The sequence below is a fragment of the Vibrio sp. sp1 genome (assembly GCF_016920955.1).
GTDB lineage: Bacteria > Pseudomonadota > Gammaproteobacteria > Enterobacterales > Vibrionaceae > Vibrio > Vibrio alginolyticus.
Genome location: NZ_CP060590.1, coordinates 1763228 through 1784254 on the forward strand (window position 1 = coordinate 1763228; position 21027 = coordinate 1784254).

The following is a 21027-nucleotide window of genomic DNA, read 5'->3' on the forward strand; positions in this document are numbered from 1 at the left end:
ACCATCATGACAACACTACTGATCAAAAACGTAACGCTAAAAGGACAAGAAGGTCTGCAGCAAATTTTGATTGAAGATGGTCAATTCAAGCGCATTGAAAGCAACGATGTGGAGCTTAGTCATAACGGTGACCTCATCGATGCTGAAGGCGGTATGGCGGTTGCGCCTTTCTGCGAGCCACACATTCACTTAGATACAACTCAAACCGCAGGTGAGCCAAGCTGGAACATCTCTGGCACATTGTTTGAGGGTATTGAACGTTGGGCTGAGCGCAAAGAAATGCTGTCGATTGAAGACGTGAAAGCGCGCGCAAAACAAACCTTAAAATGGCAGATAGCAAACGGCGTACAACACGTTCGTACCCACGTCGATGTTTCAGACCCTACCCTAATTGCCCTAAAAGCGATGGTAGAAGTGCGTGAAGAGATGAAAGAATGGGTAGATATCCAAATCGTCGCCTTCCCGCAGGAAGGAATTCTCTCTTACCCAAATGGCAAAGAGCTGCTAGAAGAAGCCGTCAAATTAGGTGCGGACGTGATTGGCGCGATTCCACACTTTGAATTCACACGCGAATATGGCATTGAATCGCTGCACTACGTATTCGAGTTAGCGCAAAAATACGACCGCCTGATCGACGTGCATTGTGATGAAATCGATGACGAACAATCTCGCTTCGTTGAAACACTGGCAGCATTAGCGCACAAGTTTAATATGGGGAATAAAGTCACGGCCAGTCACACCACAGCGATGGGTTCCTACAACGGTGCATACGCATCTCGCCTGTTCCGTTTATTACGCATGTCCGGTATCAACTTCGTGGCAAATCCATTGGTGAACATTCACCTACAAGGCCGTTTTGATGATTACCCAAAACGTCGCGGCGTAACACGAGTGAAAGAGATGCTGAATGCCAACATCAACGTCTGCTTTGGACACGATGATGTATTTGACCCATGGTACCCACTAGGCACTGCAAACATGCTGCAAGTGCTGCATATGGGTCTGCACGTGTGCCAGGTGATGGGTTACGACCAAATCAACAACTCACTGGATCTGATCAGCACCAATTCAGCACGTACACTGAACATTCAAGATAAGCACGGCATTGAAGAAGGCAAACCTGGTAGTTTACTGATTCTTCCCGCAGAAAATGGTTTTGACGCAGTACGTCGCCAAGTGCCGGTTCGTTACTCTGTCCGTCACGGTAAAGTGATTGCAGAAACACAGCCTGCGACAACTCATATTCATCTTGAACAAGCAGAGCAAGTAACGTTCAAACGCTAAAAAGATCGGCGAAACGAAAAAGGCCTGACGACATCGTCAGGCCTTTTTTCTACTGGTAAACATCACTGCTCGCTCTGTCTATTCTTGTCTCATAAACCACTGAACACATTGAAAGGCCATATAAAACGGCTCAGTACCAAACGTTGCACAAGGTTCTGGTGGTTGAATCTCAATTACACCATCGCACTTGGAAATTATTCTAAGCGTTGGGCATACTTCTGACTTCATTTTAGTTGTAGATATGAACCATGACGTCATTAAGCCAGATAGAACCGCAATTTTTGGAATTTATGCAGCAAGAGATGCAAGTAGATGCAGCTCATGATCTTAAACACGTAAAACGCGTGGTCAAAACAGCGAAACAGCTCTGCAAAGAAGAAAATGCAGACATCGCGATTGTATTACCGGCTGCCTATTTGCATGATTGCTTTACTTACCCGAAAGATCACCCAAATCGCAAAGAGAGCTCAATCATCGCAGCCAAAAAAGCGGTCGCATTTTTAGAGAGTATCGATTATCCGCAGCAATATCATGATGCCATTGCTCATGCGATAGAGGCACACAGCTTTAGCGCAAACATCAGGCCAAATACGTTGGAAGCCAAAATCGTCCAAGATGCCGACCGTCTGGACGCTTTAGGCGCAATTGGCGTGACGCGATGCATTCAAGTCAGCACTCAATTTAACGCGCAACTTTACAACGACAGCGATATATTTGCCGAAGAACGTGAACTTAACGATAAACAATTCACTCTGGATCACTTTCAGACCAAGTTATTCAAAATCGCTGAAACCATGAACACGGAGTCAGCGAGACGCGAAGCGCAAAAACGCAAAACCTTTATGCAAACGTACCTAGAGCAGTTACACGACGAGGTAACAGCGTAAATGTCAGAAAGCTATACGTTAATTAAAGAGCTTAAACGCCAACTAAAGTTAACTGGGCTGCATTATGCCGATGTTGCACAACACCTTGATTTAAGTGAAGGAAGCGTCAAACGTTTACTCGCTGAAGGTCAGCACATTAGCCTTGAGCGCTTAGAACGAATTTGCCAATTGATTGGTTTAGAAATGGCGGAACTATTTAAGCTCGCGGCTGCGCACAATAAAGGTCTAGAGTCGCTAACGTTAGAGCAAGAAAAGCAGCTGGTTGACGATAAAGCCCTGCTGCTCGTGGCGATCTGTGTTGTAAATGGCTATCAGTTTGAACAAATCGTTCAGCAATATACCTTCAATGAGTTGGAACTGGTGCAAAAGCTTGCTCATTTGGATCGGCTGAACATCATCGACTTGCAGCCAAATAACAAAATTCGTTTGCGTATATCTCCGACATTTAAGTGGCAGATGGGCGGCCCTATTCAACGGTTCTTCCAACAGCAAGTTCAAGACGCCTTTTTCCAAAGCTACTTTTCTGGTGAAGATGAAAAGTTCTCCATGGCAACAGGACTGATGAGTGTACCAAGCAACAAGAAGCTACAACAGAAACTGCAAAAGGTCATCGATGAGTTTTATCAGGCTTGCCAAAGTGATAGCTCTCTCGATATGGACGAAAAACACGGCACCTCTCTGATTATTGCGATGCGTCGCTGGACGTTCCCTTTGTTTGAACCATGGGAAAGAAAACTCACCAATAAGTCTCGCAATTAGTAACTCAATAAACAAATGGAAATAAAAGTAACGAATTTCGTTACTTTTGGTGGCTTACAACGTCACTTGAAAGAGAAAGCTGGTTTAATCGTTCATTGAGCATAAAGTGCTCCCATCTCATTCGACTTTGTTTAATCGGAGCCAGCATGTTTTTCTCAAAACGCTTTTTTCCTTACTTTGTGACGCAGTGTCTTGGCGCACTCAATGACAACATCTACAAAAACGTTCTGTTATTGATGGTGACATACAGCCAAATTGATAACTTACCAATATCCGTTAATCTATTTGTTAATTTGGCGGCAGGCTTATTCATCCTACCTTTCTTTTTATTCTCTGCGCATGCTGGTGCCGTCGCTGACAGCATGGACAAAGCCAATTTAATCCGACGTCTAAAGCTCATCGAACTGGCTATCATGTCTTGCGCAGCAACCGCTATTGCGACCCAAAGTGCTATGCTGATGCTGGTTCTGCTGTTTATGACAGGCACTCAGTCGGCCTATTTTGGTCCCGTAAAATACGCCTTGCTACCACAAGCGCTCAAACCAAATGAGCTTGTTAAAGGAAATGCTTGGGTTGAAATGGGCACGTTCCTTTCGATTCTTATAGGTACGCTTAGTGCAGGCCTGCTGTTAGCCATTCCTAATGGTACCTTGATTGCTTCTTGTGTCGTGATTGCCTTGTCTTTGCTTGGGTTTATGAGCAGTGTGAATATTCCAACGATGCCTAGCCAATCGACTGACAAAACGAAGTTTGAACCGATTTCTGGTTTAAAGAACACGTTAAAAGTGGCAAAAAAACAGAGAGGCATTTGGATGTCTATTCTAGCCATCAGTTGGTTTTGGTTCATGGGTGCGACTTACCTGACTCAATTCCCTAACTTCGCACGCGAACATTTGTTCGCAGATAGCACTGTCGTTTCTTTACTGTTGGCATTGTTTTCCATTGGTATCGCTACTGGCTCTTGGTTGTGTGAAAAACTTTCTTTCAACCACGTTGAGCTTGGTATTTTGCCATTCGGTATCCTTGGTCTGACAGTCTTTGGCGTCGACTTGCTATGGGCAGTCCCAAGTTATCTATCACTTCCGGTGCACTTTTATGATGTGCAAAACTTCGTTGCTGAATCAAAACATCTACGCGTCATGATTGACCTGTTCCTTGTTGGTGTAAGCGGCGGTGTCTTTATTGTTCCTCTTTATGCGTTCATCCAATCGCGTTCAAACAAAGGGGAGTGTGCACGTGCCATTGCTGCTAACAACATCATGAATGCGTTGTTTATGGTGGTGTCTGCTTTGGTTTCGATCGTTGTACTCAGCGTACTAGAGCTTTCTATTGTGGAACTGTTTGTCATGATGGCAATAGGTAACTTCTTCGTGGCAATCTATGTCTATCGTCAAGTACCGGAATTCACACAACGCTTTATCAGTTATTTACTCAGCCATTGTATGTATCGTGTGTCCGTAAAGGGGCGCCAACATATTCCTGAACAAGGTGCTGCGTTAATCGTGGCTAACCATGTTAGCTATGTCGATGCATTGATTTTGATGGGAACCTCTACTCGCCCGGTTCGTTTTGTGATGGACAAATCCATCAGCGAGCTACCTGTTCTTAAATATGTATTCCGTCATGCCGGTGTTATCCCGATCTGTTCTCCACGTAAGTGTGCCGACACTTGCCGACGAGCATTTGAACAGATTGAACAAGCACTTAACGACGGTGAGGTTGTCTGTATCTTCCCTGAGGGTCGCTTAACGTCTAACGGTCAATTGGGTGAGTTTCGCCCTGGTGTAGAGAAAATCCTTGAACGTAACCCTGTTCCTGTCATCCCTATGGCGTTAAAAGGGCTTTGGGGTTCTTTTTTCAGCCACAAAGGCGGACATGCTCTCACAAAACGACCGACTCGTTTTTGGTCAAAAGTGGATGTTGTTATCGGTGAAGTGTTAAGTCCTGCGTCTTTAAATCGTCATCAATTGCAACAACAAGTACAGGATTTACTGGGCTGAGTCGCTTGCTACAGCAGTCAAACTTTGCAGCAAAACGTAAATATGCACCACAAAGCACAAGTAGTTCTTTGTTAATTAGAGTAGGATATCTACGACGTCATAAATCTAGGAGGTATTATGAAAATCATCATCTTACATGGTCTTTATATGCATGGGCTGGTCATGCAGCCTCTTAGCCAAAAGCTGAGAAAACTCGGATACGAAACGCAAGTACTCAGCTATAACACTGTTGCTATCGATGAGTCTTCACTGTTTGATTCTATTGATCATTCGCTTAATCCACTGACCACAAACGTGCTCGTGGGACACAGCTTGGGAGGCTTGATGATTAAGCGCTATCTCGCCAACAGAAAACCGAGTACTAACTTAATCTCTCATGTTGTCGCTATCGGTTCGCCTCTTAAAGGCGCGTCCATTGTAGGTCGAATTCAAGATCTCGGATTGGGTGCAATTTTAGGCAATTCGCCACACCACGGATTAAACAAACATGATGACGCCTGGGATTTCCCTCAAAAACTCGGCAGTATCGCAGGAACGATGCCGATTGGCGCTCGCCCATTGTTGATCCGTAATGACAACACCATGTCGGACGGTACCGTTACCGTAGAAGAGACAAGACTGGACGGTATGCAAGATCATATCGAAGTGAAGCAAACGCATACGAGCCTGATTTACAACACCTTCGTGCCGCAGCAGATTGATCACTTTATTCGCACAGATTATTTCCGTCGATAGCACACTTTTCCATCATACAGATGGAATCGACTTTCCAAGCTATTCAGTTCGCAGTACTATCCTAGCTCCACTTCTTCACAACTTGGATGAAGTGGTACATTTTTAATTGTTCTCAGGGCGGGGCGAAATTCCCCACCGGCGGTATACTTTTTCAAGTGAGCCCGCGAGCGCTCGATTCGTCGAGGTCAGCAGATCTGGTGAGATGCCAGAGCCGACGGTTATAGTCCGGATGAAAGAGAATAAGAATACACCAGCATAGCGAGTCAGATCGCTAAGAATGCTGGTGCACTTCTTTTTGATCGTATTTTACGGCGATCTCTCATACCGCCCTGATTCTGGTGAAATTTAGGAGTTAACCATGAATCAGTCATCACTACTTGCCGAATTCGGCGACCCAATTACTCGCGTTGGAAACGCACTTATCGCTTTAAAAGAAGGCCGTGGCGTACTGCTTCTTGATGATGAAGATCGCGAAAACGAAGGCGATATCATTTATTCAGTCGAGCACCTCACTAACGAGCAAATGGCATTGATGATCCGCGAATGTAGCGGCATCGTTTGTTTGTGCTTAACAGATGCTCAAGCAGACAAACTGGAACTGCCTCCAATGGTGGTAAACAACAACAGCGCAAACCAAACCGCATTTACGGTTTCTATTGAAGCGAAAGTTGGTGTAACAACGGGTGTTTCAGCAGCAGACCGCGTAACGACCATTAAAACGGCGGCAAACCCGCACGCAAAACCGGAAGATCTTGCTCGCCCGGGTCACGTATTCCCTCTGCGCGCACGTCCAGGTGGTGTAATGACTCGCCGTGGTCACACAGAAGGTACGATTGATCTGATGCAAATGGCAGGGCTTCAACCCGCTGGCGTACTGTGTGAAGTGACCAATCCAGATGGCACGATGGCAAAGGCACCGGAGATCGTAGCATTCGGTCGCCTGCACAACATGCCGGTACTGACGATTGAAGATATGGTAATGTACCTGAACCAGTTCGAGTTGAAACTGGCATAGTCAGATCTCAGCTCTTGAAAAAGCCGCGCATTTGTGCGGCTTTTTTGATCGATCCTCTTTGCACTTAAGTAGTTATACTTATTGAAAACAAGGGGAACAACACCATGAAAGGATTACTGAACTTCGCCGCTCTCGTTAGCTTTCTCTCCATGAATTCGCTTGCTCTTGCATCTGAGTGCCCTGATATTCTTCAAGGTAAGCAAAGGTTGTTAAACTCAACGGAAGAAGTCGATCTATGCGAAAGCTTTAAGGGAAAGACACTACTAATCGTCAATACAGCAAGCCAGTGCGGCTTCACTCCTCAGTTCGAACAGTTAGAAACCCTCTATCAAACTTACAAAGACCAAAACTTCACCGTTATCGGTTTCCCGAGCAATGACTTTCGACAAGATAGAGGAAGCGAAACGAACACTGCGAAAGTCTGTTATCTCGATTACGGGGTAACCTTTCCAATGATGGCTCGCTCTTCAGTATTAGGTGTAGATGCGAACCCAGTCTTCAACCAGATTACTAACCAAGCAGGCATAAAACCAAAATGGAACTTCTACAAGTTTCTAATTAGCTCTGAAGGTAAAGTTATTGCTACTTTTCCAAGCTCCACATCACCGACAAGTACTACGCTTACCAATATGATAGAGCAACAATTATAAGGTGACGACCATGACAACACGCTCAACCATGCTACAACTCGGTTACTTAGGCCTGGTTCCATTTGTGTTTAGTTTAGGGCTGATTTTCACTGACATCTCACTCTTCAATTTAAGTGGTCAGCAATTTTTCATCGCATATAGCGCCGTTATATTAAGTTTTTTATCCGGCATCCTTTGGGGTAATGGCATTGAGCATTACTACCATCGCCTTAGCCGAAATATATTAATTCTCAGCAACCTTTTTGTCTTACTGGCTTGGGGCGCATTACTGCAGGGCCACAAACATTACGCAGTCGCAACCCTACTCTTAGCAATTGGGTACCTTGCTGTTTGGTATGCAGAAAAGCTCGTGAGGAAAGTCGAACAAGACGCCGAGCCCAAGGGATATCAAGGAATGAGGAGCAAACTGACCTTCGGCGTAATCGTAATGCACGGATTGGCTTTAGTTTCATAACCTGGTCTGTCCAGTACTAAGATCACAAAAAAACGTCTTTTTATAAAACAATGTTCATTTCGTGAATGCACACATATTTTGAACACTGTTTTGTTTCATTTATGAATCAATCCACATATAAGTAATTCAAAGCATTCACAAAGGATATGAATATGTTTTTTCGCAAACTTTTGTTTAGCACTGCGGTGATCAATGCAACGACAGGTTGCGTGTCTTACCAGGCACAGCAAGCCGCCGCTCAAACAGTAAATAATACAGGTGCTGTGCTTACCAATGTGATTAAAACTACGATTGCTCAGCCATGTAATGTTGCAATCACTGCTGCTAGCTTGTTTTATCCGCATGCCATATTTATGACTAGTGTTCCGACTCAAGCATGTACAAGCGTTCTTAGATAATACGAGTGTGATAAGCATAAAAAATGGCGACTCTACTGTCGCCATTTTTAAGTATCGATGCTATTTATAGTTACAGCGTCAATAAGTAATTAACTAATTGATTGTACTCGTCGTAAGTACGAATTTCGTTGGCCAAAACAATGTATTTATTGTTCACAACCACACCCGGAACCCCTCTTAACGTGCTGGCAGAGAATTGCTTATCAAAACCTTTCTGCATTGAGTTTACGGCGAAACTGTTGTACGCCGCATCAAACTTCTTACCTTCTACGCCATTATCAACGAAGAGTTGTTTCAGCTCAGCTTCGTCTTTTGGCGCTTGTCGCTTTTGATGAATTTGGGCAAACATGGCAGGAATCATTGTATCTTCAACACCGAGCGACACCATCGTCGCGTAGGACTTGGCCATCGGAATCGCCATATCTCCGCCCATGAACCCCACATGCACCTTTTCAAACTTTGCCTCTTTTGGCAGAGCAGGTTTTAAACGCTCAATAAGCGACTCAAACTTGTAGCAATGTGGGCAATAAAAAGAAAAGAATTCCGTCACAACAGGTTTCGATGCTTTCTTAACATCCAGAACTTTGTAGTGCTTCCCTTCTTCAAATTGCGCTGCATGAGCGGTAAAAGTCAGTAAAAGTGCACTACATAAGGCAAGTAGTTTTTTCATTGTTTATTTCCTTGTGGCATTCAAATGCCAAATCATTTCATTTGGTAAAAAAGGGTAAACCCCAAGTAATTTGAGATGAGGAATTAAACAATCGGAGGACGATAAAGCTTGGTGATCACTGTCACTACTTTTTCGACTAGAGGCCTATCAATCAAGGCAAGGCTATAAGGAAGAAGCAGTAAGTCGTTTTGAGATAAGTTGGCGGGAATTTTGACCATGCAGGAAGAGCTACAACTCGTGTGAGATTGTTGTGCCTTATTGATGGCTGACTCATCGTGATGTGATTCTACGCAGTCGTCATTGACGCCAAGTTGTTTGTGCAGAGCAGCCTGTTGAACAATAAGATCGCGTACTTCAATTGTTTTCATCGGAGCGGAAGCCTGCGCCACAGGAGCGACACTACTCAAAAGCATAGCAACTAAGCAAACTATCGCAGTCAACAATGTACGGTTAAACTTCAACATAGCTACATCAAGGAAAATGGTGATTTAAGATAATACATGATAACGGTTTGACTTCAAGATACGGACTCTCGGCTCGCTAACAAACTCTGTTCTTTGACCATTTTAGGCTAGTGAATTTTCTCTCTAACGATCCCTCAGTACACGAAACCAGCACAACGAACTATTCACCGTTCGGATACTCCCCTCATCAGATACCAGCAACAATTCGATAAAACTTGAAATCATTATGAAACACGAGTAATAGTTAGAACAGTTTTTGTACGAACAAGGAAAGATCAATGCTTAAAAAGAGATTCTTTAAGACAAAAGATGAAGTCGAAGTCACGTTCGAGCTAGATAAAGATCAGTGGGACTCGGTCCAAATTGCTGGAGACTTCAACAACTGGCAACCAGAACCGATGAAATTAGTGAAGAAAAGTCGTCAGTTTAAATTTAAAACCCGCTTACCTAAAGCGCAGAATGTTCAGTTCCGTTACTTGCTCGATGACGCGAAGTGGGAAAATGACCCACAAGCTGATGCTTACGTTCCAAATGCATTTGGCAGCGACAACAGCGTCGTATGTACCACCGAATAAGCGGTAATTTCGCTTTAAGATTCCATACCTAGGCGCAAACGTTGCGCCTTTTTACATCTCTCGAAATGTGATTGGTGATTAGATTTAAATCATTAATTGGCAATTTTATCCAGTTAACTCATCCGATAACCTTATTCTGAGAAAGCTTTATTTGAAATAATTCGTAAATTTGTTTAAGTTCCATTGATATTAAATATTGTATACATCACTTAAATGAACGCACAACAAATCAAACCATCTCTAATCATTGTGGAAGACGATCCCAAATTACAAACTATGTTGGGAGAGTATTTTGTTGAACAAGGTTTTCAGGTCAAATGTATCGACAATGGGACGGACGCACCCAATGCGATTATTGACACACAACCAGACGTGGTGCTGTTAGATTTGATGCTACCCGGGCAAGATGGTCTGAGTGTATGTCGTCAAATCCGAGAATGCTACAAAGGCAAAGTGTTGATGCTGACAGCAAGTGATGATGACTTCGATCATGTCGCCGCATTAGAAATAGGCGCAGATGACTTTGTTACTAAACCCATCAAACCTCGCGTATTGCTGGCTCGTATTCGCATGCTATTAAGAAGAAAAGAGGCGGCGCCTACCGAGTCCGAAAACGGCCTACAAATTGGTGTTCTGTGTTTAAACCGATTGCGTAAATCGTGCGTAATGAACCAAGAAGAAATTGCGCTGACAGACGGCGAGTTCGATTTGTTGTGGGTTCTTGCAACGCATGCTGAAAAAACACTATCACGCGAGTGGCTGACCAAAACACTGCGTGGTATTGAATACGATGGAACAGACCGCACCATTGATAATCGCATAGTGACACTGAGAAAGAAGCTAGGCGATGCTTCTTGCTCACCACAAAAAATCATTACCGTTCGCGGCAAAGGCTACCTATTTATGCCTGATGCATGGAATGAATAATGAGACGGATTTATCTGGAAAGCTTTGTTGGCCTTATCATTCTGTTTATGGCTAGCTTGTGGGGATACGAGTTCTTAGTTTATGAGATCAACACAGATTATGACTACCTGTTACAAGAGCATGAGGGTCAAGCTTTTCACGATCTGATCTACCCTATCTATAAAGAACACGGATTAGAATATACTCAACAACAGTTGGAACAATTTGCCACATCAAGCCATCGTTTGTTGGTGCCTCATACGCTTGAAGAGCTTCCAACAGACATCAAAAAGGCGTTTGAAAATGATACCTCCGTTAACGTCGCTTACGATGAAGAAAGGGATATCTGGTTCCGCCTAGATGCGAGCACGCCTATCTTTAAAATGAGCGATAATCCGAATAGCCCTGTGGTTAAAGCTGCCAACTTTGATGACAATATCGTTTGGTTGTTCTTTTTAGCTGGATTTGCTCTGTATTGCATATTGTTGATCTGGTTCTTAAGCCGTCGGATTCGAGAGCTAGAGAGAGTGACCGTTGAGTTTGCCTCAGGTAACTTCAAGGCTCGAGCTAGTACCTCAAGCGCTAAGTCTGTTGGGACGTTAAACAAAAGCTTTAACACGATGGCCGATAAAGTATCTCGCTTGATCACTAGCAATAAAATGCTAACTAACGCCGTTGCACATGAATTGCGTACCCCAATCTTCCGCTTACAATGGCAAGCAGATTTGTTATCGGATTCAACCTTAACTGAACAACAGAAAAAGTATGTTTACAGTATCGTCGAAGACATTGACGAGATGGAAGAAATGGTTGAAGAATTGCTTTACTACGCAAAGATGGAGCGTCCTGACACAGCATTACAAACTCAAGAAGAAGTCGTCCTATTCAACTTAGTCAAAGAATTACGACAGAGATGGCAAAAAGAGACTACGCTCGCTATCTCGCTTCAAGAAGTAAACTCAGAAAACGTTCTCGCGTTTGCTGACCCAAAATTGTTAAAGCGAGCCTTAGATAACTTGCTGCGCAATGCAATGCGGTACGCAGATAAGCAGATTTTAGTGGAGATAAAACACGATCAGCACCGCTGCTTCATCAATGTTCATGATGATGGCATAGGTATTGAAGAAAAGCATTGGCCTCATCTATTCGAACCATTTTACAGCGCGGATGAATCTCGCAACAAAAAGACGAGCGGGTTTGGGCTCGGTTTGGCGATTGTCAGACAGATAATGGAGCTTCAACGTGGAGAAGTTTCGATTTGCCATAGCCCACTTGGAGGAGCTTGCTTCACACTTAGCCTCAAAAAATCAGACAGTTAACTTAACCTTCCTACCCCGTTTACAGAAGACGACACTTCAATACACTCAAGCGACAGAGCCCAACAATAAAACAGTGTACATTTAATCCATAAGATTCACACACTAAATGGATAGTACTCATGTATAAATCTTTTATCCTGATTATGGCGCTTACTTCTACGCTTACAGCTTGCGCCTACAACCAAAAACCTGTCGTCGACATGACCAATGTTGACCCTAGTACATATGAACAAGACTTTCTTTACTGCCAAGGCTATGCAGAAAATGTCGACAAATCAGAGGCAGCGAAATCTGAAGCCACTAATGGGGCAGTTACAGGCGCATTGATCGGCGCAGCTGCTGGTGCGCTAGAAGACGGATTAGGTGGAGCGGCTGTCGGTGCTGCTGCCGGCGGTGCTGTAGGAGCTGGAGCTGGTGCTTTGAGTGGAACAAATGATTCAACCAAAACCCAATCTCTCGTATTGCGTAAATGTCTCCAGAACAAAGGCTATACCGTCTACGATCTTGATTAAATAAGCACTTTTCTTAAATTATCGCGCGATGGATTCTATTCACAAATGTTTCACGCTGTAACGATTAATCTCGTTACCTCTCTGGGATATGTGTTCCATCCCAATGCTTAAATAGTAAGGTCATATTTTGAAGCCAGGTAAAACAGGTATACGCCGTGTCATGGATGCGACCGGCTATTCATTTCAAGGATTGAAAGCCGCATGGACACACGAAGCCGCTTTTAGACAAGAATTGATTCTCGCCTTGGTGCTTTCCGTCTGTGCTTTTTTCCTTCCTGTCACCACATACGAAAGAGTGCTGATGATCAGTAGCCTGTTCTTGGTATTGATCGTCGAACTCATTAATTCCGCCGTAGAAGCGGTTGTCGACCGTGTTAGCGATGACTGGCACGAGCTCAGTGGTAGAGCCAAAGATATTGGTTCAGCAGCAGTATTTGTTGCGTTAACTCTTGCCCTTTTTATTTGGGCTTCGTTCTTGCTCTAATTTTTATTCAAGACACTCATTATGAAGACACATGATTTACAACAGAGAGGTATCTCTTACGTTACCTTTACTTTCCTGTTGGCGCTGTATTTCGCTCTCGTCGTAAATATCCCTATTTATAAAGAACTGATCGGCATCTTTACACACTTAGATAATGTCAAGATTGGATTTATTATCACAATACCAATTTTCTTTCTTGCCGCGCTCAATTTCCTTTTTAATTTATTTAGTTGGCCTTGGATCGGCAAGCCGTTCTTTATAATTTTAATCATTGTTTCAAGTATGGTGAGCTACGCAAGCTATAACTATGGCACACTTTTCGATTCTGGAATGATTGCCAATATTGTTGAAACCGATTCGAGCGAGGCGAGTTCTTACCTGAGTGCTCACTCTGTAATTTGGACGCTGATTATGGGAGTTATCCCAGCGATAATTGTCTTTAAGGTCAAGCTGCAATCTCAACGTCACCAATTACTGTACTTCTCTGTTACCAAATTAGTATCGATGCTGTCGTCGCTAGCTGTCATCGCCGTCATTGCCAGCGTGTACTATCAAGACTACGCATCTGTAGGGCGCAACAATAGCCACCTAAAAAAAATCATCATACCCACCCAGTTCGTTTACAGCGCGACCGGGTATGTGAAGGAGAAATATTTCACCACGCCACAGCCATATCGAGAAATCGGCACAGATGCAAAGCAGTCAGATAGCGCCGTACAGCAAGCACAGCACAAACCAACACTACTGGTTTTTGTCGTAGGAGAAACCGCTCGAACGCAGAACTACCAACTCAATGGCTATACACGAGAGACAAACCCTTATACTAGTAAATTGGATGTTATCTCATTTCAAGACGTCGCATCTTGTGGCACCGCGACTGCTGTATCTGTGCCTTGTATGTTTTCACAGCTCACGCGAAACGAGTTTGAACGCACCAAAGCGGATAACCAGGACAATGCTCTCGATATAATGCAGCGCGCCGGGGTTGACCTCATTTGGAAAGAAAATGACGGTGGGGATAAAGAAGTAGCCCACAAGATCAAGAAAATCGAAGTGGATCGAAAGCAAGTAAGCCCTATGTGTAATGGCCAAACTTGTTACGACATGGCGCTATTAGATCATTTTGATCAGGAAGTCGCGGATATGCACGGTAACCGAGTGGTCGCCATGCACCTTATAGGAAGCCACGGTCCGACCTACTTTCAGCGTTACCCAAGAGACAACGCCTTCTTTAAACCAGACTGTCCACGTGCAGATATCGAAAACTGTAGCATCGAACAAATAGTGAACACATATGACAATACAATACGCTACACCGATCATGTATTGGCAGAAACCATCAAAAAACTTAAAGCGTTAGAGTCTGAGTATAATACCGCGCTAATTTATATATCGGATCACGGTGAGTCACTAGGCGAAAACGGATTGTTCTTACATGGTATGCCTTATGGCCTTGCACCAGATTTCCAAAAACGCGTTCCTTTGATTATGTGGCTGTCTTCGGGCTTTAAACAAGCGAAGCAGATCAATACCGACTGTTTGTATAAACAAGCACAGAATGCAGGCCAATACTCACATGATAACGTGTTCCACTCTTTATTAGGCATTATGGATGTACAAACTCAAGCCTACGATAGCAAGTTAGATATATTCAAAGCCTGCCGAGCCGTTTCCTAAATCATTCAATAAAGCCTGGCTCAAAGTGTGAATCAGGCTTTTTCTAACAAGGTATTTAAACTCATCGCCGCGCCAAGCGTTATACTGACAGTCCGCGACCCATACATCGAGATAAGGACTAGGATGAAAATTGGTATTATTGGTCTAGGGGATATCGCTCAGAAAGCATACCTTCCTGTTATCACTCAGCTTCCAAATATCGAACTTGTATTTTGTACCCGCAACCCAAACACACTTGAGAGCCTGGCTAAGCAGTATCGAATCTCAGAGATCTGCCAAGACTACCAGCAACTTCTACACTTTGGCGTCGATGCCGTCATGATTCATGCGGCAACAAGCGTACACCCTCAAATAGCGGCATTTTTTCTGCAGCATGGAATTCCAACCTTTGTCGACAAACCATTAGCGAACAGTGCTGATGACGTGGAAAAGCTGTACGACATTGCCGAAAAAGAGAGACAGCCACTCTATGTGGGCTTTAACCGTCGTCACATTCCACTTTACAACCAACATATGCCACAAGTGCAGCAAGGCAACATATATGACTTAAAGTCGCTACGCTGGGAAAAGAACCGTCACCAACTACCGGGGGATGTTCGTACCTTTATATTTGATGATTTTATTCACCCATTAGACAGCGTTAACGTCACAGCCAAAGCCGATCTAAAAGATGCTTATGTAACTCATCAACTTGAAGGTGGTCAGTTGGCGCGTTTAGATATTCAGTGGCAACATGGAGATACTTTGCTCCACGCCTCGATGAATCGCCACTTCGGTATCACTACAGAGCGCGTTCAAGCTTGTTATGCAAACAAGGCAGTTGAGTTCGACTCCTTCGTTGAAGGCAAACTATGGCAAGCTAACCAAGAGCAAAAAATCAATTTGAAAGACTGGACGCCAATGCTGACGAGTAAAGGTTTCCATTCGATGTTGCTCGATTGGTTTGGCGTCGTTGAGTCTGGAAATATTGCTGATGAAGTAGTAACACGCAACATTGCCAGCCATCGATTGGCAGAGCAAATTTGTCAATATCTCGAGAAAGTTGTCTCTAGATAATGCGATTCTTGGCTATATGCTTGATTGAGTATTACGCTCTATACTAAAAAGACTTGCCTTAAGGAAGGCATTCATTCTCTGTTAAGACTACGGCGATTATTCTATCAATCAGGTGAATGAGGGCACAAAAGCACACATCGACAAAACAGACGGTTTAGATTTGTTTTACGGTGCTCTCAGGTATCTGTATCATCACATTCAAGAATAAAGGAAATAGAATGAGAACACTTGGTAACATCATTTGGTTTGTATTTGGTGGCGTATTTATGGGGTTGCTATGGTGGTTTTTTGGTATTTTGGCCTTTATTAGCATCATCGGAATACCTTGGGGGCGTGCGTGTATCGTTATGGGTAATTTTTCCTTTTTCCCATTCGGTAAAGAGGCCATCTCACGCGATGAATTGACCAATGAAATGGACATTGGCACGAGTCCGCTCGGCGTTATTGGTAACGTCCTTTGGTTTGTATTTGCAGGCCTTTGGTTAGCTATCGGTCACGTACTTTCTGCCGCAGCATGCTTTGTCACCATAATCGGCATTCCGTTTGCGCTCCAACACCTCAAGCTAGCGGTTATTTCACTCGCACCAATTGGTAAAACGGTTGTATCGTCAGAAGAAGCTGCAATGGCTCGATACAACATCAATCGTTAGCAAAAAGCTAATGCGCTTTCTATCCTCTGGGCAGTCATGCTCAGAGGGTAACGCCCGTCAACAGTAAGCCTATAATCGCTATCGCATATTCAATAATGGCTGATTGTATATTCATACCGTCACCTTTACGTTGAAGTTTATCCTAGCTCAGCACTGCTTTACTTTTATAATTAATTAATACGCCCAATCGAGTTCAAGATGCTAGACTCATAGCGTCGTCACTGACTCAAACTCCAAGAACGACGTAACGAAAAAGCGAGCTATCCTATGCTCGAAATATGGATTTTTTCCCCCTCGAAGTAGAGTTCAACAACAAAAAGACGAACTATAATCATAGCCAAAATTAATGCTTTTCGACCTAAAATATCTCACATCAATCAAAGAAAGCTTCTAAGATTTTCTCTTTTTGAGTAAATATAGAGAGTTACAGTAGCGAAATTCTTCTCGGTAAAACTCCCCACTCAATCTCATGATCAGTTTTTTTAAAAAACAACAAAAATTCGTTGTTATCTAGAGTAATTATTTTATTTGTCGCAGAGCAATTCCATCAATATCATTTGCGACATCGGAGTGCTAGAGCATTGAACTTTTTAGCATTTATCACAGGTATAGAACGTAAAAAACCTTTTATTACTTATTTTTCTTTTTACATATGTTCTAACTCAACGTCTATTCAGACAGGAATATACCGTGGATAAATATCAAGCAGCTTATGCTAAGCGTCTAGAGAAACTAAATGGGGATCCATCTCCTAAAACGATAGCCCGCCTTTCGGCTTGGGATGCGTTTTTTAACAAGGAGTACGAGCTCCAAGACTTGGAATACCAGCTATCGGACGCTGCGCACCAGCACTATGAACAGTCGCATGCGAAGAGCGACATTAGCTTCAAAGAATTCAAACGAGCGTTCTATAATGAATCCATCAAAATTTACAATTTAACTGATGGCGCTTCTATCCAGAAAGTATTCACCCCATTACTTTTGCTTACAACGCTCTGGATAGTGTTTGTATGCCTATTTAACAAGTGATCATCAAACTATTCCAACAACGATCAGTATGGGACTACAGGTATGGCTCTATGTAAGGGGGCTAATTCGCTCGGTCTCCTTCACTAAATTAGCGACTCAATTACCCGCAATTCCATAGGCTAAAAGTGACAAGGGCATCCGTTGATGCCCTTTTTATTCAAAGGAACGCAACCTAGACCTTTGGCCCACTTGGGTATAAAACCATTATGCGTTAAGCTGCACGCTATTATCCGATTGATAAAGAGTGGAGCGAAGTGATGGAAAAAGTAGGCTCTCGAGCATTGATTGTCGAAGGTGGAGCCATGCGAGGCGTATTTTCATGCGGCATACTCGATCATTTTCTTGCTAGCGAGTTCTCTCCATTTGATAGCTTTTGGGGAGTGTCTGCGGGTGCTAGCAACTTGGCTGCCTACTTAGCTAAAATGCCCGGACGTAACTTAAAAATCTACCTCGATTACAGCTTAAGAAAAGAATTTATCTCTCCATCTCAACTTCTACGTGGTGGTGATATGATGAACTTAGACTGGATGTGGAATGTCACCCTCGAAGAACTTGGCATCGATAAATCTGCGCTCAAAGCTGATTCACGACCTTTCTTTTTAGGCGTGACGCGTCAAGACAATGGGCAAGCGGAGTACCACCTTCCTGATGTCGACGACTTGGCAGAAACAATGAAAGCCAGCAGCGCACTGCCTGTACTTTACCGAAATGGCGTATCACTGAACGGAATTCAATACGTTGATGGTGGCGTCTCAGACGCACTTCCTGTTGCAGAAGCAATAAAGCGAGGAGCCAAAAAGATTATGGTTTTACGCAGTCAGCCCGCAAGCTATCAAAAGCCAAGAGGAAGATTCAGCGCCCTAACTAAGAGGATGTTGAAAGAAACGCCCGGATTAATTGAACCGATGTTGACACGTGAAGTTCGCTACAATCAGACCTTAGCGCTGATCAACAACCCTCCACCTGGTATCGAAATCATTCAAGTGTGTCCTCCTGAAACATTCAAGTTGAAACGGCTGAGTCGATCGCCAGCACCACTGCGTCATGCTTATGAGTTAGGAATTGAAGCAGGAAAGGAAGCCATCATACGCTGGAGTCAGAAGTAGAAAAAAGCCACGTGGATTAAACGTGGCTAACGCAAATTCGATGGCAGTGGATTATCGTATTTGCTTCTGGTCGAGCCCAATATTCAGGCTCAAAACTGTTTTAATTTGCTCGCTAACTGAAAAAGCGAGTAGGCTGTCAAAACTAGTAAGTTTCAAACAACCCAGAGTTGTAGTCTTGGATGGCTTGTTCTATCTCTCCCATGCTATTCATGACAAAAGGGCCATAATGCACCACAGGTTCATTAATTGGCTCACCAATAAAGATCAGTGCACCACTCTCTTTTTCGGCCTGCAATTCAACCCATTCACCTTTCGATAAAATGGCCATTTCGCCTTGATTGATCTCACGACCTCTTAATTGAATACGACCTTTATAGACATAGAGCATCATGTTGTTATCTTGCTCCGTGTTCAAATTCAAAGCTTGACCACCCATCGCTCTCCAATCGGCTACCGTGGCAGCAACACCTGTCTCTGTTAGCGGCCCCTGAATTCGTTCGTTGTTTATAGTCATATGACCCGCAATCAAACGTACAACCCCCGTATTCGGAGTATCAAACTCAGTGATCGTTTCAGGTTGAAAGTCATGATATTGAGCTGGCTGCATCTTATTTTTCGCAGGCTGGTTAATCCAAATTTGGAAACCATGCAGTTCGCCTTCCTTCATAATAGGCATTTCGCTATGGATGACGCCTCTTCCTGCTGCCATCCACTGTGCACCACCGGAACGAAGCTCGCCAACATTATCCATATGATCACGATGCTGGAAATGACCTTTCAACATATAAGTAAGCGTCTCGATACCGCGGTGCGGATGCGGAGGGAAACCGCCGATATAGTCAGCACGGTCTTCTGATTTGAGTTCATCCATCATCAAAAATGGAGAAAAGCTAGCATGATTGAAACCCGCTACTCGGCGAATTTTCACTCCATCACCATCAGCAGTAGCTTGCGCAGGAATAAGCTGACGAATGTCTCTGAATGTACTCATACTAGTTCTCCTAGTTTATCTATGTGACCGCTTGCAAATCGCATGTTCAATCTATGGCTATCGATAAGGTTCTATTTTAGGTTGATGAGCTAAAATTATGAGCCATACTATTCGTTCTACTTATTCAACTTTTTCGAGCAATACAATTTATCGAGTTAATAATGAGCACATTTAATTTATCTAAAATAAATGTAGCTATTTTCTAAACAAGGTGTATAGTGTGCCTTGGCTCTTAGAAGAGAGCTGTTAATGCAACATTTAGTTTAAGTTTCCTCTCAGTAAAATCTTGAATCCCCAATTCAGACACCTGCGTACAACTTCCTCTTGATTGAACATTCAATAGCTTAGAAAAGATCCACAAAACAAATCATAATTTTAATGTTTAATTCAAAGGTATTTTTATGTCTAAAGTAACTGGTTCAGTAAAATGGTTTAACGAAACTAAAGGCTTCGGTTTTCTATCTCAAGACAACGGCGGCCAAGATGTATTCGTACACTTTAACGCTATCGTTTCTGACGGTTTCAAAACACTGACTGAAGGTCAGAAAGTAAGCTTCAATGTAGAGCAAGGTAAAAAAGGTCCTCAAGCGACTGAAGTAACTCCTCTATAAGACTGCTTTTCTTGGTGTAGCATGCCCATGCTGCACCAAACCTCTCTCCTTCAAAAATATTCTTTCATCAATCACTCAGCCTAATTTTAGGCATTGCTTTGTGCTATCTAAAATAAACTGAATAGTACTGCTTAATTTATTATTTATAGGAAAAATCATGTCCTCAAAAAGAACTGGCCGTCAAAGGCATTGGTATCAATTACTTAACAAAGATAAAATCAATAAAAAACAGGAGAATAAATGTTAGAAATTGAATTTAATTTAGAACAACCTCAAACCTCTTGGAACGCTAAAATACATCAATTAAATGGTGATATTTTACGAAGGCACGTATTACCGAAACTTCTTTCTCATAGCTTCATGATCGATTTTGAATATTGTGAGAAAACGCAATCTGGAACTATTCTCTGTGATTCAGGTTCAAAGTTAGGAAGTTTTATTGTTAACTGATTCAGTTTTCATGCATTAATGGATAATGCAACTAATTTGGAAGGTATCCAATGGCTAGAAAAAGTAAGAAGCAGTCAGAAAAAGACAAAAAAGAGTCTGAACAAAACGCGGCGGCGGTAAAGCAGAAAACTCGACGCCGCATAGAAGACATTATGGAACAAAGAGAATTTGATAAGTTATTCGATCTATAAATGCTCTCTAGTGCTTTCTCTGCTTTTATCGTTGTGCAAGGTACCGCCACCTACCTTTGCTCAAACGAACCTCCACTCTTTTAGACTACTCTTCTAATTACACGTGCCTCTCACACACGCAAAAACAACTGGCTCCTCTATACTCAAGTGACTT

General features: G+C 43.2%; 25 protein-coding genes and 1 riboswitch. Of the genes, 22 read left to right on the top strand and 3 right to left on the bottom strand.

Translation table 11 applies throughout. From position 1 onward, the window contains the following. Positions 1–6: 6 nt before the first annotated feature. The 9 genes from H9L11_RS23145 to H9L11_RS23185 all read left to right on the top strand — a co-directional run bounded on the left by H9L11_RS23145 (position 7) and on the right by H9L11_RS23185 (position 8182). Positions 7–1284: a cytosine deaminase gene (locus H9L11_RS23145; protein WP_205391228.1), complete on the top strand. Its 1278-nt coding sequence runs from the start codon at positions 7–9 to the stop codon at positions 1282–1284. 248 nt (positions 1285–1532) lie between these two features. Next, complete coding sequence (locus tag H9L11_RS23150; protein ID WP_017819864.1) at positions 1533–2171, top strand: HD domain-containing protein; 639 nt, start codon at positions 1533–1535, stop codon at positions 2169–2171. Then, positions 2172–2930 carry a helix-turn-helix transcriptional regulator gene (locus tag H9L11_RS23155; RefSeq protein WP_205391229.1) on the top strand — a complete coding sequence of 253 codons (759 nt, stop codon included), beginning with the start codon at positions 2172–2174 and terminating at the stop codon, positions 2928–2930. Between the two features lie 146 nt (positions 2931–3076). After that, positions 3077–4930, top strand: a complete 1854-nt coding sequence (locus H9L11_RS23160; RefSeq protein WP_205391230.1) for an MFS transporter — start codon at positions 3077–3079, stop codon at positions 4928–4930. Positions 4931–5047: 117 nt separating this feature from the next. Further along, entirely contained in the window at positions 5048–5665 is a 618-nt protein-coding gene (locus H9L11_RS23165; protein WP_005373653.1) for a hypothetical protein, read from the top strand. Positions 5666–5769: 104 nt separating this feature from the next. Then, a riboswitch (FMN riboswitch) is annotated at positions 5770–5910 on the top strand. Positions 5911–6023: 113 nt separating this feature from the next. Beyond that, positions 6024–6680 carry a 3,4-dihydroxy-2-butanone-4-phosphate synthase gene (gene ribB, locus H9L11_RS23170; protein WP_205391231.1) on the top strand — a complete coding sequence of 219 codons (657 nt, stop codon included), beginning with the start codon at positions 6024–6026 and terminating at the stop codon, positions 6678–6680. Between the two features lie 104 nt (positions 6681–6784). Beyond that, a complete protein-coding gene (locus H9L11_RS23175) occupies positions 6785–7330 on the top strand; it encodes a glutathione peroxidase (protein ID WP_005373657.1) in 546 nt (181 codons plus the stop codon). Positions 7331–7340: 10 nt separating this feature from the next. After that, the gene (locus tag H9L11_RS23180) at positions 7341–7784 is read left to right on the top strand and encodes a DUF3429 domain-containing protein (protein ID WP_005396352.1); all 444 of its coding nucleotides are present in this window, start codon (positions 7341–7343) and stop codon (positions 7782–7784) included. 152 nt (positions 7785–7936) lie between these two features. Next, positions 7937–8182: a hypothetical protein gene (locus H9L11_RS23185; RefSeq protein WP_205391232.1), complete on the top strand. Its 246-nt coding sequence runs from the start codon at positions 7937–7939 to the stop codon at positions 8180–8182. Positions 8183–8252: 70 nt separating this feature from the next. On the opposite strand, the gene H9L11_RS23190 is transcribed toward H9L11_RS23185, so the two are convergent. Together H9L11_RS23190 and H9L11_RS23195 are read right to left on the bottom strand one after the other, a co-directional pair. Next, positions 8253–8852, bottom strand: a complete 600-nt coding sequence (locus H9L11_RS23190; protein ID WP_005373667.1) for a thiol:disulfide interchange protein DsbA/DsbL — start codon at positions 8850–8852, stop codon at positions 8253–8255. A gap of 83 nt (positions 8853–8935) precedes the next feature. After that, positions 8936–9316 carry a hypothetical protein gene (locus H9L11_RS23195; protein WP_005373669.1) on the bottom strand — a complete coding sequence of 127 codons (381 nt, stop codon included), beginning with the start codon at positions 9314–9316 and terminating at the stop codon, positions 8936–8938. Positions 9317–9594: 278 nt separating this feature from the next. Here H9L11_RS23195 and H9L11_RS23200 point away from each other — a divergent pair, with 278 nt between their 5' ends. The 10 genes from H9L11_RS23200 (at position 9595) to H9L11_RS23245 (ending at position 18630) form a co-directional block, all read left to right on the top strand. After that, positions 9595–9891 (top strand): isoamylase early set domain-containing protein, encoded by a 297-nt coding sequence (locus H9L11_RS23200; protein ID WP_005373671.1) that lies wholly within the window; start codon positions 9595–9597, stop codon positions 9889–9891. Positions 9892–10104: 213 nt separating this feature from the next. Further along, complete coding sequence (locus H9L11_RS23205; protein ID WP_005373673.1) at positions 10105–10818, top strand: response regulator; 714 nt, start codon at positions 10105–10107, stop codon at positions 10816–10818. Next, entirely contained in the window at positions 10818–12116 is a 1299-nt protein-coding gene (locus H9L11_RS23210) for an ATP-binding protein (protein WP_042522686.1), read from the top strand. Before H9L11_RS23205 ends, H9L11_RS23210 begins: the two co-directional genes overlap by 1 nt. A 119-nt stretch (positions 12117–12235) precedes the next feature. Beyond that, positions 12236–12628, top strand: coding sequence for a glycine zipper family protein (locus H9L11_RS23215; RefSeq protein ID WP_005373677.1), 393 nt, complete (start codon positions 12236–12238; stop codon positions 12626–12628). Positions 12629–12755: 127 nt separating this feature from the next. Beyond that, positions 12756–13112, top strand: a complete 357-nt coding sequence (locus tag H9L11_RS23220; protein WP_017635149.1) for a diacylglycerol kinase — start codon at positions 12756–12758, stop codon at positions 13110–13112. 21 nt (positions 13113–13133) lie between these two features. Next, a complete protein-coding gene (locus tag H9L11_RS23225) occupies positions 13134–14789 on the top strand; it encodes a phosphoethanolamine--lipid A transferase (RefSeq protein ID WP_136976615.1) in 1656 nt (551 codons plus the stop codon). A 123-nt stretch (positions 14790–14912) separates the two neighbouring features. Beyond that, entirely contained in the window at positions 14913–15845 is a 933-nt protein-coding gene (locus H9L11_RS23230) for a Gfo/Idh/MocA family oxidoreductase (RefSeq protein ID WP_042522689.1), read from the top strand. 218 nt (positions 15846–16063) lie between these two features. After that, a complete protein-coding gene (locus H9L11_RS23235) occupies positions 16064–16495 on the top strand; it encodes a YccF domain-containing protein (protein ID WP_005373685.1) in 432 nt (143 codons plus the stop codon). 690 nt (positions 16496–17185) lie between these two features. Further along, positions 17186–17524, top strand: coding sequence for a hypothetical protein (locus tag H9L11_RS23240; protein ID WP_017635147.1), 339 nt, complete (start codon positions 17186–17188; stop codon positions 17522–17524). 257 nt (positions 17525–17781) lie between these two features. Next, positions 17782–18630, top strand: coding sequence for a patatin family protein (locus H9L11_RS23245; protein WP_054577745.1), 849 nt, complete (start codon positions 17782–17784; stop codon positions 18628–18630). Between the two features lie 142 nt (positions 18631–18772). On the opposite strand, the gene H9L11_RS23250 is transcribed toward H9L11_RS23245, so the two are convergent. Next, positions 18773–19621: a pirin family protein gene (locus H9L11_RS23250; RefSeq protein ID WP_064376214.1), complete on the bottom strand. Its 849-nt coding sequence runs from the start codon at positions 19619–19621 to the stop codon at positions 18773–18775. 401 nt (positions 19622–20022) lie between these two features. Here H9L11_RS23250 and H9L11_RS23255 point away from each other — a divergent pair, with 401 nt between their 5' ends. From H9L11_RS23255 to H9L11_RS23265, 3 genes are all read left to right on the top strand, one after another. After that, a complete protein-coding gene (locus H9L11_RS23255; RefSeq protein ID WP_005373691.1) occupies positions 20023–20232 on the top strand; it encodes a cold-shock protein in 210 nt (69 codons plus the stop codon). Positions 20233–20472: 240 nt separating this feature from the next. Continuing rightward, the gene (locus tag H9L11_RS23260; RefSeq protein WP_064376213.1) at positions 20473–20682 is read left to right on the top strand and encodes a hypothetical protein; all 210 of its coding nucleotides are present in this window, start codon (positions 20473–20475) and stop codon (positions 20680–20682) included. Between the two features lie 50 nt (positions 20683–20732). Then, the gene (locus H9L11_RS23265) at positions 20733–20873 is read left to right on the top strand and encodes a hypothetical protein (RefSeq protein ID WP_017633782.1); all 141 of its coding nucleotides are present in this window, start codon (positions 20733–20735) and stop codon (positions 20871–20873) included. The last annotated feature ends 154 nt before the right edge of the window (positions 20874–21027 follow it).

Coding starts and splice junctions, on each gene's coding strand:
- H9L11_RS23205 (WP_005373673.1), top strand. CDS start 10,105: ATGAACGCACAACAAATCAAACCATCTCTAATCATTGTGGAAGACGAT.
- H9L11_RS23175 (WP_005373657.1), top strand. CDS start 6,785: ATGAAAGGATTACTGAACTTCGCCGCTCTCGTTAGCTTTCTCTCCATG.
- H9L11_RS23190 (WP_005373667.1), bottom strand. CDS start 8,852: ATGAAAAAACTACTTGCCTTATGTAGTGCACTTTTACTGACTTTTACC.
- H9L11_RS23145 (WP_205391228.1), top strand. CDS start 7: ATGACAACACTACTGATCAAAAACGTAACGCTAAAAGGACAAGAAGGT.
- H9L11_RS23215 (WP_005373677.1), top strand. CDS start 12,236: ATGTATAAATCTTTTATCCTGATTATGGCGCTTACTTCTACGCTTACA.
- H9L11_RS23265 (WP_017633782.1), top strand. CDS start 20,733: ATGGCTAGAAAAAGTAAGAAGCAGTCAGAAAAAGACAAAAAAGAGTCT.
- ribB (WP_205391231.1), top strand. CDS start 6,024: ATGAATCAGTCATCACTACTTGCCGAATTCGGCGACCCAATTACTCGC.
- H9L11_RS23230 (WP_042522689.1), top strand. CDS start 14,913: ATGAAAATTGGTATTATTGGTCTAGGGGATATCGCTCAGAAAGCATAC.
- H9L11_RS23160 (WP_205391230.1), top strand. CDS start 3,077: ATGTTTTTCTCAAAACGCTTTTTTCCTTACTTTGTGACGCAGTGTCTT.
- H9L11_RS23200 (WP_005373671.1), top strand. CDS start 9,595: ATGCTTAAAAAGAGATTCTTTAAGACAAAAGATGAAGTCGAAGTCACG.
- H9L11_RS23225 (WP_136976615.1), top strand. CDS start 13,134: ATGAAGACACATGATTTACAACAGAGAGGTATCTCTTACGTTACCTTT.
- H9L11_RS23250 (WP_064376214.1), bottom strand. CDS start 19,621: ATGAGTACATTCAGAGACATTCGTCAGCTTATTCCTGCGCAAGCTACT.
- H9L11_RS23235 (WP_005373685.1), top strand. CDS start 16,064: ATGAGAACACTTGGTAACATCATTTGGTTTGTATTTGGTGGCGTATTT.
- H9L11_RS23180 (WP_005396352.1), top strand. CDS start 7,341: ATGACAACACGCTCAACCATGCTACAACTCGGTTACTTAGGCCTGGTT.
- H9L11_RS23260 (WP_064376213.1), top strand. CDS start 20,473: ATGTTAGAAATTGAATTTAATTTAGAACAACCTCAAACCTCTTGGAAC.
- H9L11_RS23165 (WP_005373653.1), top strand. CDS start 5,048: ATGAAAATCATCATCTTACATGGTCTTTATATGCATGGGCTGGTCATG.
- H9L11_RS23245 (WP_054577745.1), top strand. CDS start 17,782: ATGGAAAAAGTAGGCTCTCGAGCATTGATTGTCGAAGGTGGAGCCATG.
- H9L11_RS23210 (WP_042522686.1), top strand. CDS start 10,818: ATGAGACGGATTTATCTGGAAAGCTTTGTTGGCCTTATCATTCTGTTT.
- H9L11_RS23255 (WP_005373691.1), top strand. CDS start 20,023: ATGTCTAAAGTAACTGGTTCAGTAAAATGGTTTAACGAAACTAAAGGC.
- H9L11_RS23185 (WP_205391232.1), top strand. CDS start 7,937: ATGTTTTTTCGCAAACTTTTGTTTAGCACTGCGGTGATCAATGCAACG.
- H9L11_RS23195 (WP_005373669.1), bottom strand. CDS start 9,316: ATGTTGAAGTTTAACCGTACATTGTTGACTGCGATAGTTTGCTTAGTT.
- H9L11_RS23155 (WP_205391229.1), top strand. CDS start 2,172: ATGTCAGAAAGCTATACGTTAATTAAAGAGCTTAAACGCCAACTAAAG.
- H9L11_RS23150 (WP_017819864.1), top strand. CDS start 1,533: ATGACGTCATTAAGCCAGATAGAACCGCAATTTTTGGAATTTATGCAG.